The sequence below is a fragment of the Streptomyces sp. NPDC046900 genome, from assembly GCF_040644975.1.
Lineage (GTDB): Bacteria > Actinomycetota > Actinomycetes > Streptomycetales > Streptomycetaceae > Streptomyces.
Map to the genome: position 1 here is coordinate 55,205 of NZ_JBEYXD010000033.1, position 17,582 is coordinate 72,786.

Sequence of the window (17,582 nt, forward strand, 5' to 3'; positions counted from 1 at the left end):
CGGCCCGCGGCTTGGGGTCGCGCGCGTCCCGGCCAGGCGGGCGCTGTGTGGGCGCACCACTGTCGGCGCGCCCACACAGCGCCTGCATCACTGTTGGCGAAACACTGGCTACTGAATACCGTATACACACGACCGCCTCCCCGGCGGTCAGCGGTTCTTCGGATTTCGCAGCGGATTGAGGTGGCCAGCATGCTCGTACCAGCATCCCGTCCCGCCCAGCCCACCACCGGCCCCGCCGGCGACGAGACGGTCATCGACCGCCTCGTGCGGTCCAATAAGGGCTACGCCGCCGGATTCGCCGACCCGGGCATGGGTGCCCGGCCGGTCCTCGGCGTCGCCGTGGTGGCCTGCATGGACGCCCGGCTCGATCTGCACGCCGCGCTCGGCCTCGAACTGGGCGACTGCCACACCATCCGCAACGCGGGCGGCGTCGTCACCGACGACACGATCCGTTCCCTCACGATCAGTCAGCGGGCGCTCGGCACCCGCAGTGTCGTCCTGATCCACCACACCGGCTGCGGCCTCGAGTCCCTGACCGAGGATTTCCGGCACGACCTGGAGATGGAGGTCGGCCAGCGGCCCGCCTGGGCGGTCGAGGCCTTCCGCGACGTCGACCAGGACATACGGCAGTCGATGCAGCGGGTGCGCACGTCGCCGTTCCTGCTGCACACGGACGACGTACGCGGCTTCGTCTTCGACGTGAAGACCGGAGCGCTGCGGGAGGTCGGCGCACGGTCCTGATCAGGCGTCAGCTGTGCCGGGCCTCTCGCCCACGAGCTGCGCGAGAGGCCACGAACAAATAGCTCCGGTTCCCCTCTGGTGCATCCACAGCACACTTCGGCATACTGTATGCAATCTTCTCCCAGAGGGGGTCCCCGTGTCGTATCGCAGCACTCTCTCCCGTCTCCTGGACGCCGTCATCGCCCCCTCCGCCGAGAGGGTCCGGGCGCAGGGCAGGTTCCCGCGCAGTTCGCTGACGGCCCTGGGGCAGGCGGGACTTCTGGGACTCACCGTCTCCACCGACCTCGGGGGCGGTGGGCGTGGGCTCGCGGACGCCGCCGACGTGGTGACGCGGGTGGCCCGCGCCTGTCCGGCGACCGCCACCGTGCTCCGGTCCCACTACGCGGCCGCCGCCGTCGTCGAGGCGTACGGCAGTCGCTGGCTCCGAGGCGAGATCGCCGCCGGGCGCCACCTCAGCAGCCTCGCTCTGGACGAGCCCGCGGCCGAAGGTCGCCGAACGCGGCTTCAGTCGGGAGCCCCTGACGCCTCCGCGACCCGCTCCGGTGGCGTGGTCGCCCTGCGCGCCCGCAAGCACGACGTGGTCGCGGCCGGAGAGGCGGACAGCTACATCTGGTCCTCACGGCCGCTCGCCGCGCGGGACGGGCTGACCCTGTGGGTGGTCCCCGCGCACGCCGCCGACCTGTTCGTCCCGGCGCGTCCGGTCGGGGCGGGCCCGTACGGCAGCGGGACCTCCACCGTCTTCGCCGACCCGGTGCTGATCCCCGCCGATGCGATGCTCGGGCCGGACGGCGAAGGGTTCGACATCGTGCAGGACATCGTCGAGCCGTGGCTGCTCGAGTTGCAGACCGCCGTGGGCGCCGCAGTCACCGGCCCGGTGGCGGTCGGCAGCTCCTTCGGGCCCGCTCGTCTCGCCACGGATTCTCTTGCCTGACGCAGGGACGCCGACTTGTCGACCGGCCGGGACCGGGCCGCTCGGCGGGACGCGGGTGGGTGGAAGCCGTCCGTCTGGCGGCCCGTCAGCTCTGGTCCGTCTCCGCGGCGATCGCGTTCCGGTACTCGGCGACGGTACGGCGGGTGTGCTGCCGCATGATCTGGCAGGCGCGGTCGGGATCGCCGTCGGCGATGGCCTGGATGAGCTGGGCGTGCTCGTTCCACGCGTCCTTGCCGCGGGGCTTGGCGATGGGGGTGTAGTACCACCGCACCTTCTGGCCGACCTGCGCGATCAACTCGGTGAGCACGGAGTTGCCGGCTACGGAGGTGATGTGGGCGTGCAGGGCGGTGTTGGCCGCGACGAGCCGTTCGACGTCGTCCTCGGCGAGGGCGTCGACGCCGGCCTGCTGCAGTGCCCAGAGCTGCTCGACGTCCTTGGGCTTCGCGTGCTGGGCGGCGAGTTCGGCGGAGTGGGTCTCCAGCACCGAGCGGACGCTGAGGAGCTCGGTGGCTTCTTCAGGGGTGGGGGAGTGGACGAAGGCGCCCTGCGCGGGGCGCAGATCGACCCAGCCGCTGGTCTGCAGGCGCTGAAGGGCTTCGCGAACGGGCTGGCGGCTGACGCCGAGGTGTTCGGCGAGTTCGGCCTCGACGAGATGCTGTCCCGGCTTGAGCGAACCGTTGATGATCAGTTCGGTCAGGGCGTCGTAGACCGCCTGGCGCAGCGGAGCCGGGCGAGCCACGCGGCGGGTCGCCGCGGCTGTCAGAGCCTCGCGCATGGGACCCCCGTTCTGCCGTCCACCGGTGCGTCGGACGGCTGTGCCTGTGGTGGCGCTGGAATGATCGTTGGCGGCTTTCTCAGCATACAGGTTTTGGTATGCAAGATGGCGTGTGCCGCTGACCTGTGGCGATGGCATGCGGGTCTGGTCACTCGGGCCGCCGTCGGCTGGTTTTGTGTCCATTTGTCGAAGTCGGGCAACGACCCGGGCATCTACATATTTTCCGCTGCGGAGCTTCTGTATACAGAAACCTGTATGGGGTATGGTCGGACGAGGAGGCGCAGCGATCATGACGATTCGCGGGAGTGACGTGACGATCGAGGACGTGGTCCGCAGGGTGGTGGCCGGTCACCGGGATCAGCGAGGCTCGCTGCTCCCCGTACTGCACGCCGTACAGGCCGAGTTGGGCCATGTGCCGCAAGAGGCGATTCCGGTGCTCGCCGACGAGCTCAACCTCTCCCGGGCCGACGTCCACGGAGTGGTGACCTTCTACCACGACTTCCGCCGCGAGCCCGCCGGGCGCACGACCGTACGGATCTGCCGTGCCGAGGCGTGCCAGGCCCTGGGCGCCGGCGAACTCGAGGACTACGCCCGGGAGGCCGGGCTGTCCCTCGGGGAGACGTCGGCGGACGGGTCGGTGACCGTCGAGCAGGTCTTCTGCCTCGGCAACTGCGCCCTCGGGCCGTCCGTAGAGGTGAACGGACGGCTGCACGGGCGCGTCGGCAAGGCCCGGCTGGGCGCGATCCTCAACGAGGCGGTCTCCTCATGAACGACGCATCGCACTCCACGGCCAAGGTCTACGTCCCCCGCGACTCGGCCGCCCGCTCCGTCGGCGCGGACGAGGTCGCGGACGCCCTGCAACGCGCGACCGCCCGCGGAGACTTCGACATCGACGTGGTGCGCAACGGATCGCGCGGCATGCTGTGGCTGGAGCCGCTGATCGAGGTGGTCACCCCGCAGGGGCGGATCGGCTACGGACCGGTGGCCCCCTCGGACGTGGAGGACCTCCTGGCCGCCGGCCTGCTCGACGGGGCCGACCATCCGCTGCGGCTCGGTGTCGTGGGCGAACTGCCCTGGCTGGCCCGCCAGACCCGCGTCACCTTCGCCAGAGTCGGCGTGACCGACCCCTTGTCGGCAGAGGACTACCTTGCGCACGGCGGGCTGAGGGGGCTGCGCACGGCTCTGGGGCGCAGGCCCGATGACGTGGTCGCCGAGGTCACCGAGTCGGGGTTGCGGGGCCGGGGCGGCGCGGGATTCCCCGCGGGCATCAAATGGAAGACCGTCCTGGAGTGCGCGGACGAGCTGAAGTTCGTCTGCTGCAACGCCGACGAGGGCGACAGCGGGACCTTCGCCGACCGCATGGTCATGGAGGGCGACCCGTTCATGCTCATCGAGGGCATGACGATCGCCGCGCACGCGGTGGGCGCGAGCGAGGGATACCTCTACATCCGCTCGGAGTATCCCGACGCGGTGGCCACGATGCGCTCGGCGATCGGGATCGCGCGCGAGCACGGCTGGCTCGGCAAGGGAATCCTCGGCTCGGCGCTCGACTTCGACCTGCACGTCCGCGTCGGCGCCGGCGCGTACATCTGCGGCGAGGAGACCTCCATGCTGGAGAGCCTGGAGGGCAAGCGGGGCACGGTCCGCTCGAAGCCGCCGATCCCCGCGATCCAGGGCCTGTTCGGCAAGCCGACCGTGGTGAACAACGTCCTCACCCTGGCCACCGTGCCGACCGTGCTCGCCCACGGGGCGAAGGCCTACCAGGACCTCGGCGTCGAACGGTCGCGCGGCACCCAGGTGTTCCAGCTGGGCGGCAACGTCGCGCACGGCGGCATCGTGGAGACCGCGTTCGGCGTCACGCTGCGCGAACTCGTGGAGGACTACGGCGGCGGCACCTTCTCCGGACGGCCCGTGCGCACGGTGCAGGTCGGCGGGCCGCTCGGCGCCTATCTGCCGACCTCGATGTTCGACCTGCCCATGGACTACGAGGCCTTCGCCGCGGCCGGTGCGATGGTCGGCCACGGCGGCATCGTCGTCTTCGACGACACCGTCGACATGGCCGCCCAGGCGCGCTTCGCCATGGAGTTCTGCGCCGAGGAGTCCTGCGGCAAGTGCACACCCTGCCGGGTCGGTTCGGTACGCGGTGTCGAAGTGATCGACAAGATCGTGGCCGGGCAGCACCGGGACGAGAACCTGGCGTTGCTCGAGGACCTGTGCGACCTGATGACCGATGGCTCCCTGTGCGCCATGGGCGGGCTGACGCCGATGCCCGTGCGCAGCGCCATCGCGCATTTCCCGGACGACTTCCTCGCGCGCACCCCCGGCCGGGAGAACCAGCCCCAGCACGCGACTGGCGCGAGGACGGAGGGCACGGCATGACACTTCTCAAGGAACCCGACTTCGGTACTCCGGACCGGCCCGGCGAGGCGACGGTGTCGGTGGAGGTGGACGGACTGCCGGTCACCGTCCCCGAGGGCACGTCGGTGATGCGGGCCGCCGCGCTGGCCGGCGTCGAGATACCCAAACTGTGTGCCACCGACAGCCTCGAGCCGTTCGGCTCCTGCCGGCTGTGCGTGGTGGAGATCGACGGCCGTCGCGGCACCCCGGCGTCCTGCACCACACCGGTGGCCGACGGCATGAAGGTGCGCACCCAGACCCCGAAGGTGGAGAAGCTCCGCCAGGGCGTCATGGAGCTCTACATCTCCGACCACCCCCTGGACTGCCTCACCTGCCCGGCGAACGGCGACTGCGAACTGCAGGACATGGCGGGCGTCGTCGGGCTGCGGCAGGTCCGGTACGGCTACGAGGGCGCCAATCACCTCGACGCCGAGAAGGACACGTCCAACCCGTACTTCGACTTCGACGCGTCCAAGTGCATCGTCTGCTCCCGCTGCGTACGCGCCTGCGGCGAGGTGCAGGGCACGTTCGCGCTGACCATCGAGGGTCGCGGCTTCGACTCCAAGGTCTCCCCGGGCGCCGGGGAGACGTTCATGGACTCCGAGTGCGTCTCCTGCGGGGCGTGCGTGCAGGCCTGCCCGACCTCGACGCTCCAGGAGCGTTCGGTGGTGGAACTCGGCATGCCGACCCGGTCGGTGGTGACCACCTGCGCGTACTGCGGCGTCGGCTGCTCGTTCAAGGCCGAACTGCGCGGCGACGAGCTGGTGCGGATGGTGCCGTACAAGGACGGCGGGGCGAACGAGGGCCACTCCTGTGTGAAGGGCCGGTTCGCCTTCGGTTACGCGACGCACCCCGACCGGAAGCTCAGGCCCATGGTCCGCGACAAGATCACCGATCCATGGCGTGAGGTCGAGTGGGACGAGGCCATCGGTACGGTCGCCCGGCGGATGCGCGAGATCCAGGAAAGGTACGGGTCGGGTTCGATCGGTGCCATCTCCTCGTCCAGGTGCACCAACGAAGAGGTCTACGTCGTCCAGAAGATGGTGCGCGCGGCCTTCGGCAACAACAACGTGGACACCTGCGCCCGCGTCTGCCACTCCCCGACGGGATACGGCCTCAAGCAGACCTTCGGCGAGTCGGCGGGCACGCAGGACTTCCGTTCGGTGGCGCAGGCCGACGTGATCATGGTGATCGGGGCGAATCCCACGGACGGGCACCCGGTGTTCGCGTCGCGGATGAAGCGCCGGCTGCGTGAGGGCGCGAAGCTGATCGTGGTCGACCCTCGCCGTATCGACCTGGTCCGCTCGCCGCACATCGAGGCCACGCACCATCTCCAGCTGCGGCCGAGCACCAATGTCGCGGTGGTCAACGCCATGGCGCACGTCGTGGTCACCGAGGGCCTGGTCGACCGGTCCTTCGTGGAGCAGCGGTGCGAAGGTTTCGACGAGTGGGCGGAGTTCGTCGCCCGCCCCGAGAACAGTCCGGAGGCGACCGAGGCGCTCACCGGTGTGCCGGCCGAGGAGCTGCGGGCCGCGGCCAGGCTGTACGCCGAGGCGCCCAACGGAGCCATCTACTACGGCCTCGGTGTCACCGAGCACAGCCAGGGCTCGACCATGGTGATGGGCATGGCCAACCTGGCGATGGCCTGCGGCAACCTCGGCCGGGACGGCGTGGGCGTGAACCCGCTGCGCGGCCAGAACAACGTGCAGGGCTCCTGCGACATGGGCTCGTTCCCGCACGAGCTGCCCGGCTACCGGCACGTCTCCGACGACGCGGTGCGCACTGTGTTCGAGAACCTGTGGGGCGGCACCATCCTCGCCGAGCCCGGGCTGAGGATCCCCAACATGTTCGACGCGGCGATCGACGGAAGCTTCCGCGGTCTGTTCGTGCACGGCGAGGACATCGCCCAGTCCGACCCGAACCTCAAGCACGTCACCGCCGCGCTCGAGGCGATGGAACTGGTGGTCGTACAGGACCTGTTCCTCAACGAGACCGCCAAGTTCGCGCACGTCTTCCTGCCCGGCGCGTCCTTCCTCGAGAAGGACGGCACGTTCACCAACGCCGAACGCCGGATCAACCGGGTGCGCGCGGTGATGAAGCCGAAGTCGGGCAAGCACGAGTGGCAGATCGTGTGCGAGATCGCCACCGCCATGGGCTATCCGATGTCCTACGACCATCCCGGCCAGATCATGGACGAGATCGCCGCGGTCACACCGACCTTCGCCGGTGTCTCCTTCGCGCTGCTGGACAAGCTCGGCAGCATCCAGTGGCCGTGCAACGAGTCGGCACCGGAAGGCACGCCGGTCATGCACGTGGACGAGTTCGTGCGCGGCAAGGGCAGGTTCGTGGTGACCGCCTATGTGCCGACGAACGAACGCAGTACCCGGCGCTTCCCGTTGGTGCTCACCACCGGACGCATCCTCAGCCAGTACAACGTCGGCGCCCAGACGCGCCGTACCGGCAACGTGGCCTGGCACCCCGAGGACATCCTGGAGTTGCACCCTCACGACGCCGAGGTACGCGGCATCTCGGACGGTGACCTGGTGACGCTGGCCAGCCGGGTCGGGCAGACCACCTTGCGCGCGGAGATCTCCGACCGTATGCCGACCGGGGTGGTGTACACGACGTTCCATCACCCCGTGACCGGTGCCAACGTGGTGACCACGGAGAACTCCGACTGGGCGACCAACTGCCCCGAGTACAAGGTGACCGCCGTACAGGTCGGGCTCGCGCATCCGCTCCGGCGCGGCGACGACACGGAAGCGGTCGAGGACGGCGTGCTGACGGTGGTGGACTGAGATGACCGCCACCGTGCCACCGGAACGCCGGATGGCGAACGACATCGCCGCGAACCTCGCACACCTGCCGAAGGACCGGGCCGTCGAGGCGGTCGCGGGACACATGGACAGGTTCTGGGACCCGCGGATGCGCACCCGGCTCTTCGAGTACGTCGACACCGGAGCGGACGGACTGGACCCCCTGGTGGTCGCCGCGGTCCGGCTCATGCGCTGACCCGCGCCCCCGAAGGTGCCTTCCGCGCCCGGATGACGAGGCCTGCGTCTGCCTCTGTCACCGGGGCCGGGAGGCCCTTCGGCATGCCCGGACTCGCCCCGCGGCACGCCTGGTTGCCCCGGTCGCAGGCGTTCGTCCCTTCCCCGACGCCGGGTTGAGGACGCGGTGCGCGGAGCCTGTACACCTTGCGAGGATACTGCATACAGTATTCATCTACGCTGTCCCTTTCAGGAGGAGTCACCGTGAAAATCGCAGTCCTCGGAGCCGGCGCGATAGGCGCCTACGTCGGAGCGGCACTGCACCGGGGTGGCGCTGAGGTCCACCTGATCGCCCGGGGCGAGCACCTGCGGGCCATGCGCGCACACGGAGTCCACGTGCGCAGCCCCCGGGGGGACTTCGTGGCGCGGCCGCACGCCACGGACGACCCGGCCGAGATCGGCCCCGTGGACTATGTGTTCCTGGGGCTGAAGGCGCACTCCTACCCGTCCAGCGGACCGCTGGTCGCCCCGCTGCTCGGCGACCGGACCGCGGTGGTGGCAGGGCAGAACGGCATCCCGTGGTGGTACTTCCACAAACTGGCGGGCCCCTACGAAGGACTGAAGATCGAGGCGGTCGACCCGGGCGGCGCCACCAGCAAGGTGCTGCCGCCGGAACGGGCCATCGGCTGCGTCGTCTACCCCGCCACGGTCATCGAGTCCCCCGGCGTCATCCGGCACTTGGAGGGCACGCGCTTCTCCATCGGTGAGCCGTCGGGAGAGGTCTCCGAACGGTGCACGGCGCTGAGCGAAGCCATGGTCGCGGGCGGACTGAAGTGCCCCGTGGAGTCGAATCTCCGCGACGACATCTGGATCAAGCTGATGGGCAACGTGGCGTTCAATCCGATCAGCGCGCTCACCCGGGCGACAATGGCGGAGATCTGCCGGCACCCCCTCACTCGTCGGCTGGTCGCCCAACTCATGGAGGAGACCCTCGACATCGCGGCCCGGGTCGGCAGCCGCCCGGCCATCTCGATCGAGAAGCGGCTGCGCGGCGCGGAGGGAGTGGGGGACCACAAGACCTCGATGCTCCAGGACCTGGAGGCCGGCAAGCAGCTCGAACTCGACGCCATCGTGACCGCGGTGGTGGAGATGGCCGACATCTCCGGCGCCGAGGCACCCACGCTGCGTGCGATCCACGCCGCCACCGACCTCCTCGCGCGGTGCGGGGCGGCCGGCCCGGGAAGCGGCGGCAGCGCCCCGAAGCCGGCCTCGGCCTAGCGCGGACCGTTGCGGCAGCACCGGTGCGGTACAGCCGTGCCCGCCGCAACGGCTACGGGACAGGGGCGCACCAGAAGACACGGGGTGCCGCGCTCGTGTGCCGGGCTGATCACACGGCATCTTGTCCGTCTTCGGCCGGCTCAGGGATGATCTTCCCGTCCCAGGTGCCGGCCGGTGCGGGCGGCCCTGTGACTCCGCCGGAGGCCGGGCGCGGCCCCGGGCAGAGAGGAGTCGTTCATGCTGTTCCGCCAGCTGGAGTACTTCGTGGCGGTGGCCAGGGAGAGGCACTTCGCCCGCGCGGCCGAGGCCTGCTACGTCTCGCAACCCGCGCTCTCTGCGGCCATCGCCAAGCTCGAGCGGGAGCTGAACGTCACGCTGATCAACCGGGGCCACAACTACCAGGGCCTGACCCCGGAGGGTGAGCGGCTCGTCGTGTGGGCCAAACGGATCCTCGCCGAGCAGGACGCCTTCAAGGCCGAGGTGGCGGCGGTCCAGTCGGGCATCACCGGCACGCTGCGGCTGGGCACGGAGCCCACGGCGTCGACGACGCTGGCGCTGCCCGTGGCCGCCTTCTGCGCGGCCCATCCGCTGGCCAAGGTGCAGGTCCGCTCCCGGCTGTCGACAAAGGAGCTCCTGCGCCAGCTGCGCGAGTTCGAACTGGACGCCGCGATAGCCCACTTCGCCCCCGGCGACCGAGAGAACCTCCAGGTGATGCCGCTGTACGAGGAGAGGTACATGCTCCTCGTCTCGGGCGACCATGTGATCTCCCAGACCAGCACCATGACATGGACGGAGGCGGCCCAGCTCCCGCTCGCGCTGCTGACGCCGGACCACCGGATCCGCGAGCTCATCGACAGCGTGTTCGCGGACAAGGGGGTCGTGGTCACCCCCCAGGTGGAGACGGACTCGATCGCCTCCCTCTACGCACACGTGGGTGGCGGCGAGTGGGCGAGCATCGTGCCGCACTCATGGCTGCGGGCGATGCCGGTCATCGGCAGGACCAGGGCGGTGCGCCTGGTCGACCCCGACGCCAGGGCCCAGGTCTCGGTGGCCATCCACGCGGCGACCCCCGGTTCGGTCGCCGCCCGGGCCTTCGTCAACGCGGCGACGAGCCTGTCGCTCGACGACTTCTTCGACCAGCCGCTGCCCACCGAGCACAGGGTGGTGCGGTGACACGGCCGCCCGGGGGCACCTGGCGACGTGTGCGGCGGTGAGCGGGGAGCAGCCGTCACCTGAGCAGCCGGCGGGGTGAGCGGAAGCGCTGCACGTGGCGCAAGCCCCGTGTGGCGAGAGCCGTGCGTGCGAGGCAAGGCCCGTGTGACGGAAGGCCGGTGTGGAGACGGAAGCCCCGTGTGGCGGAAGCCCGTTGTGAGACGGAAGCCCCGTGTGGCGGAAGCCCGTTGTGAGACGGAAGCCCCGTGTGGCGGAAGCCCGGTGTGGAGACGGAAGCCCCCGTGAGGCAAGCCCCTGTCGGACACAAGCCCGGCCGTCATCGCGCGTACCGGGCCTCCACCGCCCGCCGGTCGAGTGCCCCCTGGGCCGTGTGCGGCAGCGCGGCGACGACCTCGATCCGGTCGGGTACCTCGAAGGCGGTCAGCCGGTCCCGGCAGTACTGAAGGATCTCCTCGGCCCCGACGCCCTCGCCCTCGTGTACGACGACGGCGGCACCCACGCGCTGGCCGTAGGCCGCGTCCGGCACGGCGAACACGGCCGCCTCGGCGACTCCGGGGCATCCGGCGAGGATGTCCTCGACGCGCTCGGGCGAGACCTTCTCGCCTCCGCGGTCGATGAGGTTCTTGATGCGCCCGCGGAGGTGCAGGTGGCCGTCCTCGTCCAGCGTGCCGAGGTCTCCGGTGCGGAACCAGCCGTCGGTGAAACTGCGCGCGGTCTCGGCCGGGTCGGCGAGGTAGCCACGCGCGACGGTGAGTCCCTGCACCCACACCTCGCCCTCCACACCGACGGGACAGGTACGCCCCCTCGCGTCCACGACACGAAGCTCCACTCCGGTCGGGCCACCGACCGACCCCTGCTTCAGGGGACCCCGCTGGTGCAGCGGCTCACTCGCTGCCTGGTGCGTGGCCTCGGTCATCCCGTATGCGGACAGCAGCGGAGCGCCGAGCGTACGCTCAAGGGCCCGCTGCGTGGCCGTGTTGAGCGGGGCACTGGAACTGCGTACGAACCTCAGTGGCGGGACCCGCGGCCCGGGGAACTCGATCGCGGAGCTGTCCAGCAGGATCTCGTGGACGGCGGGGACCGCGGTGAACCAGGTGGCGGTCGCGGCCCGCAGGTCGGCCCAGAACGTCCGGGCCGAGAACCGGCCCCGCTCCGGCAGCAGTACGCACCCTCCGCTGGCGAGTGTCGCCAGGAGCGCCGCGAACAGCCCGTGACCGTGGAAGAACGGCATCACCGCGACCGTCGCGTCGCCGGGACCCAGCTCGTAGGCGGCGCAGATGCCCCGCACGGAGGCGGCCACGTTGGTGTGTGTGAGCGGGACCATCTTGGCCCGGTCGGTGGTGCCGGGGGTGAACAGCACGAGGGCGTCATGGGCGCGGAGTTCGTGTGCCGCGCCACGGACACGCCGTACGGTGCGGACGCCGGTGTCCAGGAGGGCCGCCGCCGTACCGGCACGCGACACCTCGACCCGCAGGGGCCAGACCGGGACCCGGACCGGTTCGGCCGGCCCGGCGCCGGCCGCCGGGGGACCGGCGAGGACCGCCTGCGCGCCCAGCGCCTCCAGCCGCGCGGACAACTGAGACGCGGGCAGGGCGGGATCCATGGGCGCGACCACCAGCCCGGCACGCGCCGCACCCAGCAATGCGACCACGAACTCGGCGGTGTTGGCGCAGATCAGTCCCACCGCGTCGCCGCGGTCGAGCCCCGTGCGGCCGAGCCGGGCCGCCACGTCGTCGACCAGGGTGGACAGGGCGCGGTAGGACAGCGGCACCCGGTCTCCGGTGACGACGAGGGCCCCGGCGTGCGGACGGTCGCGTACGTGCCGGTCGAGGACATCGCTCAGGCCCGCGATCGCCGGGGGCCGGTACCGGTCCGCGTTGCGCACCGATGCCGCGGCCGGAACGGCCATGACCCACCTCCTCGTGCGCCTTCCGATGAAGCAGTCCTCTGCGAGCCTGCGGTGGCGAACAGCACCCGTCCAATACGCGCTTGCGAACGCCCGATAGCAGCCGTTTATCAAGGGTGTTGAAGGGCCGTGCGGCCCGCTCCGACCAGGGCTCGATAGATGCTGTTTATCGGCTGGTCGCCGATGGGTCTTGGACGCGGCGATGCGCGCTGCGGAAGGTGAGAACAGAAGCCGCAGCAGCACGACTTGCCCCAAGGAGGACCTCGGACCATGACCGCCCCCTCACCACTGGAGACCGCGGCGAACGCCGACGTGCCGGCCGAGCTCACCGATGGGTACCACCTGGTCGTCGACGCACTGAAGATGAACGACGTCGACACCGTCTACGGGGTGGTCGGCATCCCGATCACCGACCTGGCCCGCCTCGCACAGGCCCAGGGCATCCGCTACATCGGCTTCCGTCACGAGAGCAACGCGGGACACGCGGCGGCGGCGGCCGGGTACCTCACGAAGAAGCCCGGCGTATGCCTGACCGTGTCGGCACCGGGTTTCCTCAACGGGCTGGTCGCGCTGGCGAACGCCACCACCAACTGCTTCCCCATGGTGCAGATCTCGGGCTCCAGCGAGCGCCACCTGGTCGACCTCAAGCAGGGCGACTACGAGGAGATGGACCAGCTGGCCGCCGCGCAGCCGTTCTGCAAGGCCGCGTACCGGGTGAGCCGGGTGGAGGACATCGGCCGCGGTATCGCCCGCGCCCTGCGCACCGCGATCTCGGGGCGTCCCGGCGGTGTCTACCTCGACATCCCGGCCGCGGTGCTCGGCGCCATCATGGACGCGGAGGAGGGAGCGAAGACGCTGAGCCGCCTCGTCGACCCCGCGCCGCGCCAACTCCCGTCCGCCGAGGCCGTGGACCGGGCGATCGAGCTCCTGGCCGGCGCGCGGCGGCCGCTCGTGGTGCTCGGCAAGGGCGCCGCGTACGCACAGGCGGACGCCAAGATCCGCACGTTCATCGAGTCCACCGGCGTGCCGTACGTACCGATGTCGATGGCGAAGGGGCTGCTGCCCGACGACCACCCGCAGTCGGCGGCCACCGCCCGCTCGCTCGCGCTGAAGAAGGCCGACGTGGTGATGCTCGTCGGCGCGCGCCTCAACTGGCTGCTCAGCCACGGCGAGGCGCCGCAGTGGAACCCCGACGCGAAGTTCATCCAGGTGGACATCGAGCCCAAGGAGATGGACAGCAACCAGCCCATCGCCGCCCCGCTCGTCGGTGACATCGAGTCCGTGCTCGACGTACTGGCGGAGCGGACCAAGCCGGGCCAGATCGCGGCCCCCACCGCCTGGCGGGAGGAACTGGCCGCACGCTCGGCGCAGAACGTCGCCAAGATGGCGGAGCGCCTCAAGGCCGATCCGCATCCCATGCAGTTCATGGGTGCCCTGAAGGTGGTGCGCGATGTCGTCCACGAGCGCCCCGAGACGTACATCGTCAACGAGGGCGCCAACGCACTGGACATCGCGCGCAACGTGATCGACATGCAGGTGCCGCGCCACCGCCTCGACAGCGGCACGTGGGGCGTCATGGGTATCGGCATGGGCTACGCCATCGCCGCCGCCGTGGAGGGCGGAGCGCCCGTCGTGGCCGTGGAGGGCGACAGCGCGTTCGGCTTCAGCGGGATGGAGATCGAGACGATCTGCCGCTACAACCTGCCTGTCGTCACGGTCATCATGAACAACGGCGGTGTCTACCGGGGCGACGACGTCAACCCCCTCGGTGACGCACCGTCCCCGACGACCCTCATGCTCTCGGCCCGCCACGACCAGATGATCGAGGCGTTCGGCGGCAAAGGCTACCGCGCGACGACGCCCGCCGAGGTCACCGCCGCCCTCACCGAGGCGCTGGAGTCGGGCGGCCCGGCGCTCATCGACTGCGTGATCGACCCGTCGGCCGGCACCGAGAGCGGCCACATCTCGCACCTCAACCCCAAGGGCATCACGGTCGGCAACATCACGCCGGCGAAGAAGTAGCGCCTGCGACGCGCGCGCCATCGACGCGTGCGTCGCCGGGGCGATCCCGCCGACGCGAGTGCCGGCGATCCCGGGGCCCGCGAACCGCGAACCCGGCGTCCGCGGGGCTTGTAGCCCGAGCACCCGCAATCGGAGGGCCTGCTGCCCCAGGGCTCGCCGTCCTGGGGCCTGCCGTCCGAACGCCTCCGAACCCCGAACTCCCTTCCCGCACACCCACCCTCGCACCAGAGCATTCAGGAAAAGGAAGCCACATGAGTGTAAAGCCGCTCGCCGGAATCAAGGTGATCGACTTCACCGGGGTCCAGGCCGGTCCCGCGTGCACCCAGATGCTCGCCTGGTTCGGCGCCGATGTCATCAAGGTCGAGCGCATCAGCGGCGGGGACGTGACCCGCCGTCAGCTGCGTGACGTCCCTGACATCGACGCCCTCTACTTCACCATGCTGAACAGCAACAAGCGCTCGCTGGCCATCAACACCAAGACCCCCGAGGGCAAGGAGGTCATGGAGAGGCTGATCCGCGAGTCGGACATCCTGGTCGAGAACTTCGCGCCGGGCGCCATGGACCGTATGGGCCTCGGGTGGGACTACATCCACGAGCTGAACCCGCGCCTGATCTTCGGTTCCGTCAAGGGCTTCAACGACGACTCCAAGTGGAACGACCTCAAGGTCTACGAGAACGTCGCGCAGGCCGCCGGCGGCGCCGCGTCCACCACCGGTTTCTGGGACGGCCCGCCCACCATCAGCGGCTCGGCCCTCGGCGACAGCAACACCGGTATGCACCTGCTGGTCGGCCTGCTGACGGCGATCATCCAGCGCAACCAGACGGGCCTTGGACAGAAGGTGTCGGTGTCGATGCAGGACGCCGTGCTCAACCTGACCCGGGTCAAGCTGCGTGACCAGCAGCGTCTGGCGCGGGTCGGCTACCTGGAGGAGTACCCGCAGTACCCGCACGGCGAGTTCGGTGACGCAGTGCCCCGCGGCGGCAACGCGGGCGGCGGCGGCCAGCCGGGCTGGATCCTGAAGTGCAAGGGCTGGGAGACCGACCCCAACGCCTACATCTACTTCACGGTCCAGGAGCAGAACTGGGCCCGCACCTGCGAGGCCATCGGCCACCCCGAGTGGAAGGACGACCCGGAGTACACCTCCGCCCGGGCCCGCCAGCCGCACATCATGGAGATCTTCGGCGAGATCGAGAAGTGGCTCGCCGACAAGACCAAGTACGAGGCGGTCGACATCCTGCGCGAGTGGGAGGTGCCCTGCGCCCCCGTGCTCAGCATGAAGGAGCTCGCCGAGGACCCCGACATGCGCAAGAGCGGCACGATCGTCGAGGTCGACCAGAAGGAACGCGGCACCTACCTGACGGTGGGCAGCCCGATCAAGTTCTCCGCCTTCAAGCCCGACGTCGCCGGCGCGCCGCTGCTGGGCGAGCACACGGACGAGGTGCTCGCGGACCTCGGCTACGACGCGGACTCGATCCGCAAGCTGCACGAGAACGAGGTCGTCGCCTGACCCGAACGACCACGGGTGCCCTGCGCGCGAGTATCGCGCGCAGGGCACCCATGCGTATGAGGCGACGTAAGCCGAACGCCCACCCGGCGGGCCGCAGACGCGGGCTTGGCCGGCTGCGGCCGCACCGGGGGTGTCGGCAGCGGCGTCAGACAGCCGTACCGGCCGAGGCGGACTGAAGCTGCCGGCGGATCTCCTTCTCCCGGGCGCGTCGCGCGGTGACGTCGCGGATGACCGCTCCGACGTGACTGGCGTTGCCGTCGGCATCGGTCAGCATGACTACGCTGAACTCGATGGAAATGGTCCTGCCGTCCGCGGTCAGTGCGGGAACGGCGAGGAGATCGTCCTGCCCGTACTTGCTGGACCCACTCGCCATGGACGCATCAAAGCCGTCCCAGTGACGCCGCCGGTGCTTCTCGGGGATGATCGCATCCAGGCTCTGCCCGGCAACCTCGGCCGCCGAGTATCCGAAGATCCGCTCCGCCCCCTGATTCCAGTAGCGGATCAGTCCTTGACGATCGACGATCACGATGCCGTCGGGTGCCTGGGCCGCCATGTCCAGCACCACCGCAGCGTCCAGAAGTTCCATTCCGCGTCTCCTTCGAGCGGGGCGAAATCGATCCGTGTGTGCAGCATACAAAATACGGTATCCACTCGGACCTGGGCCAGGTTCGGACGGCGACGGTGTGGTGATGGGGAAGGGTGTTGCCGGGCGAAGGCTCCCCACCCGCGCCGCGCGATGAACGGGCCAACATGGATCGCGACGTTCGCGTTGTCGCCTGCAGGGTGCCCCTGTTCGTCGGAGTACTGCGGGCCGCAATGATCAGCCAGCAGACCTGACCGAGGGCGACGAGGGCCGTCACGCCGTCCGCATGAGTCGTTCAGCGTGCTCCAACTCGTCCCGCTGGACGGCGCTGGGCTGTGCTCCGCAGTACTCCCATCGCGTGGTGACACCGTCCGGACCTTCGAACTCGGCACGGGACAGGGCGGTTTCGATCCGGCTGCGGACGTCGGCCTCGGATTCGGCAGCGAACAACACGCGCAGCGTCACCTCGTCGCCAGCGCGTTCGGCCGAGGTGTGGTGCGGCGCCAGCGGGCACGGAGGCTCGTGGTCCCAGTGCCCGCACAGCGCGACCGTGACCTCTTCACGCAGCGTCGATCGTGAAGAAGCTCCGTGTGCGCGGTGTCCTTCCCGCTCCCCACCAGTCACCGGCCGTACGGATCGCCCTCGGCGGACGCGAGGCGGACGTCCACGATCTCCTCACCATCTACGAGTTGCCGCTCCTTCAGCAGGACGAGCTGCTGAGCCCGTGGGAGGCGGTCAGCCGTGTACGGCACCAGGCGGGCGAGTTGCGCTTCTACTCCGGTGACCAGGTGGACACCGTGCTCGGCACACCCCTGATCAGGCTCGTGGAGGACGTGCCCTACCAGGAGAGTCTGGAGGACCGGGCGCATGCCCTGCTGACCACGCTGAACTGCCCGGCTCCGGGCGATGAGGAGCGGGAGAAGGCGCCGTCTCTGCTGGTCGGCTTTCTGTACCTGGGCGAGGGCCGGATGCGGCTCTACGTGCGGCACCAGGATGGTCCCGACGTGATGGGCTGCGATGGTACGGCTCGCGGAGGCGGGTCCGGCTGTGATCGCGGAGGTGTTCTCGCGGTCGCAGGAGCGGGAGCTGTTCGAGGTGCCGGAGGACGATCCGCACTGTGCGGCTGTTGTGGATCTGACGCACTGACCGGATCAGGGGAGTCTCTGGACGACATTCGTCCGCGCGTTGCTCTCGGCCACCCAGAAGTCCCTCATTCTCAGGGCACGACCGTGCGGGACCGGTGACAACGTTCGTCGCCCTCATCGACTCCCAGCGGCC

Annotated in this window: 15 protein-coding genes; 11 read left to right on the forward strand and 4 right to left on the reverse strand. The window is 70.0% G+C overall.

The genetic code is table 11. From position 1 onward, the window contains the following. Nucleotides 1–189 precede the first annotated feature (189 nt). Both ABZ904_RS27795 and ABZ904_RS27800 read left to right on the forward strand, forming a co-directional pair. A complete protein-coding gene (locus ABZ904_RS27795; RefSeq protein ID WP_361001728.1) occupies nucleotides 190–741 on the forward strand; it encodes a carbonic anhydrase in 552 nt (183 codons plus the stop codon). Nucleotides 742–877: 136 nt separating this feature from the next. Further along, nucleotides 878–1,672, forward strand: a complete 795-nt coding sequence (locus ABZ904_RS27800) for an acyl-CoA dehydrogenase family protein (protein WP_361001725.1) — start codon at nucleotides 878–880, stop codon at nucleotides 1,670–1,672. An 85-nt stretch (nucleotides 1,673–1,757) separates the two neighbouring features. Here ABZ904_RS27800 and ABZ904_RS27805 read toward each other — a convergent pair whose 3' ends face one another. Continuing rightward, complete coding sequence (locus tag ABZ904_RS27805; RefSeq protein ID WP_359407497.1) at nucleotides 1,758–2,447, reverse strand: GntR family transcriptional regulator; 690 nt, start codon at nucleotides 2,445–2,447, stop codon at nucleotides 1,758–1,760. A 289-nt stretch (nucleotides 2,448–2,736) separates the two neighbouring features. On the opposite strand from ABZ904_RS27805, the gene ABZ904_RS27810 reads away from it, so the two are divergent. The 6 genes from ABZ904_RS27810 (at nucleotide 2,737) to ABZ904_RS27835 (ending at nucleotide 10,285) form a co-directional block, all read left to right on the forward strand. Beyond that, complete coding sequence (locus ABZ904_RS27810) at nucleotides 2,737–3,216, forward strand: formate dehydrogenase subunit gamma (RefSeq protein ID WP_359407494.1); 480 nt, start codon at nucleotides 2,737–2,739, stop codon at nucleotides 3,214–3,216. Continuing rightward, on the forward strand, nucleotides 3,213–4,826 hold the full coding sequence (locus tag ABZ904_RS27815; protein WP_359407491.1) for an NADH-quinone oxidoreductase subunit NuoF: 1,614 nt from the start codon (nucleotides 3,213–3,215) through the stop codon (nucleotides 4,824–4,826). The genes ABZ904_RS27810 and ABZ904_RS27815 overlap by 4 nt, the downstream gene beginning before the upstream one ends. Continuing rightward, on the forward strand, nucleotides 4,823–7,642 hold the full coding sequence (fdhF, locus tag ABZ904_RS27820; protein WP_361001721.1) for a formate dehydrogenase subunit alpha: 2,820 nt from the start codon (nucleotides 4,823–4,825) through the stop codon (nucleotides 7,640–7,642). The genes ABZ904_RS27815 and fdhF overlap by 4 nt, the downstream gene beginning before the upstream one ends. 1 nt (nucleotide 7,643) lies before the next feature. Beyond that, complete coding sequence (locus tag ABZ904_RS27825) at nucleotides 7,644–7,856, forward strand: formate dehydrogenase subunit delta (RefSeq protein ID WP_359407485.1); 213 nt, start codon at nucleotides 7,644–7,646, stop codon at nucleotides 7,854–7,856. 242 nt (nucleotides 7,857–8,098) lie between these two features. Continuing rightward, entirely contained in the window at nucleotides 8,099–9,112 is a 1,014-nt protein-coding gene (locus tag ABZ904_RS27830) for a 2-dehydropantoate 2-reductase (RefSeq protein ID WP_361001717.1), read from the forward strand. Nucleotides 9,113–9,349: 237 nt separating this feature from the next. After that, complete coding sequence (locus tag ABZ904_RS27835; protein ID WP_359411234.1) at nucleotides 9,350–10,285, forward strand: LysR family transcriptional regulator; 936 nt, start codon at nucleotides 9,350–9,352, stop codon at nucleotides 10,283–10,285. Between the two features lie 316 nt (nucleotides 10,286–10,601). Here ABZ904_RS27835 and ABZ904_RS27840 read toward each other — a convergent pair whose 3' ends face one another. Next, nucleotides 10,602–12,194, reverse strand: a complete 1,593-nt coding sequence (locus tag ABZ904_RS27840; RefSeq protein WP_361001714.1) for a FadD7 family fatty acid--CoA ligase — start codon at nucleotides 12,192–12,194, stop codon at nucleotides 10,602–10,604. A 267-nt stretch (nucleotides 12,195–12,461) separates the two neighbouring features. Between ABZ904_RS27840 and oxc the strand changes: the two genes are divergently transcribed. Together oxc and frc are read left to right on the forward strand one after the other, a co-directional pair. Beyond that, nucleotides 12,462–14,213 (forward strand): oxalyl-CoA decarboxylase, encoded by a 1,752-nt coding sequence (gene oxc, locus ABZ904_RS27845; protein ID WP_361001711.1) that lies wholly within the window; start codon nucleotides 12,462–12,464, stop codon nucleotides 14,211–14,213. Between the two features lie 251 nt (nucleotides 14,214–14,464). Further along, nucleotides 14,465–15,721 (forward strand): formyl-CoA transferase, encoded by a 1,257-nt coding sequence (gene frc, locus ABZ904_RS27850; RefSeq protein WP_361001709.1) that lies wholly within the window; start codon nucleotides 14,465–14,467, stop codon nucleotides 15,719–15,721. Between the two features lie 145 nt (nucleotides 15,722–15,866). Here the strand turns inward: frc and ABZ904_RS27855 are convergent, their stop codons facing one another. Together ABZ904_RS27855 and ABZ904_RS27860 are read right to left on the reverse strand one after the other, a co-directional pair. Next, nucleotides 15,867–16,307 carry a PAS domain-containing protein gene (locus ABZ904_RS27855; protein WP_361001706.1) on the reverse strand — a complete coding sequence of 147 codons (441 nt, stop codon included), beginning with the start codon at nucleotides 16,305–16,307 and terminating at the stop codon, nucleotides 15,867–15,869. 270 nt (nucleotides 16,308–16,577) lie between these two features. Beyond that, nucleotides 16,578–16,757 (reverse strand): hypothetical protein, encoded by a 180-nt coding sequence (locus ABZ904_RS27860; protein WP_361826079.1) that lies wholly within the window; start codon nucleotides 16,755–16,757, stop codon nucleotides 16,578–16,580. A gap of 122 nt (nucleotides 16,758–16,879) precedes the next feature. Between ABZ904_RS27860 and ABZ904_RS27865 the strand changes: the two genes are divergently transcribed. After that, complete coding sequence (locus ABZ904_RS27865; RefSeq protein WP_361001700.1) at nucleotides 16,880–17,548, forward strand: hypothetical protein; 669 nt, start codon at nucleotides 16,880–16,882, stop codon at nucleotides 17,546–17,548. The last annotated feature ends 34 nt before the right edge of the window (nucleotides 17,549–17,582 follow it).

Bases quoted from the DNA above. Each gene is read 5' to 3' on its own strand.
- ABZ904_RS27795 (WP_361001728.1), top strand. From the start codon at position 190: ATGCTCGTACCAGCATCCCGTCCCGCCCAGCCCACCACCGGCCCCGCC.
- ABZ904_RS27805 (WP_359407497.1), bottom strand. From the start codon at position 2,447: ATGCGCGAGGCTCTGACAGCCGCGGCGACCCGCCGCGTGGCTCGCCCG.
- ABZ904_RS27810 (WP_359407494.1), top strand. From the start codon at position 2,737: ATGACGATTCGCGGGAGTGACGTGACGATCGAGGACGTGGTCCGCAGG.
- ABZ904_RS27815 (WP_359407491.1), top strand. From the start codon at position 3,213: ATGAACGACGCATCGCACTCCACGGCCAAGGTCTACGTCCCCCGCGAC.
- fdhF (WP_361001721.1), top strand. From the start codon at position 4,823: ATGACACTTCTCAAGGAACCCGACTTCGGTACTCCGGACCGGCCCGGC.
- ABZ904_RS27825 (WP_359407485.1), top strand. From the start codon at position 7,644: ATGACCGCCACCGTGCCACCGGAACGCCGGATGGCGAACGACATCGCC.
- ABZ904_RS27835 (WP_359411234.1), top strand. From the start codon at position 9,350: ATGCTGTTCCGCCAGCTGGAGTACTTCGTGGCGGTGGCCAGGGAGAGG.
- ABZ904_RS27840 (WP_361001714.1), bottom strand. From the start codon at position 12,194: ATGGCCGTTCCGGCCGCGGCATCGGTGCGCAACGCGGACCGGTACCGG.
- oxc (WP_361001711.1), top strand. From the start codon at position 12,462: ATGACCGCCCCCTCACCACTGGAGACCGCGGCGAACGCCGACGTGCCG.
- frc (WP_361001709.1), top strand. From the start codon at position 14,465: ATGAGTGTAAAGCCGCTCGCCGGAATCAAGGTGATCGACTTCACCGGG.
- ABZ904_RS27855 (WP_361001706.1), bottom strand. From the start codon at position 16,307: ATGGAACTTCTGGACGCTGCGGTGGTGCTGGACATGGCGGCCCAGGCA.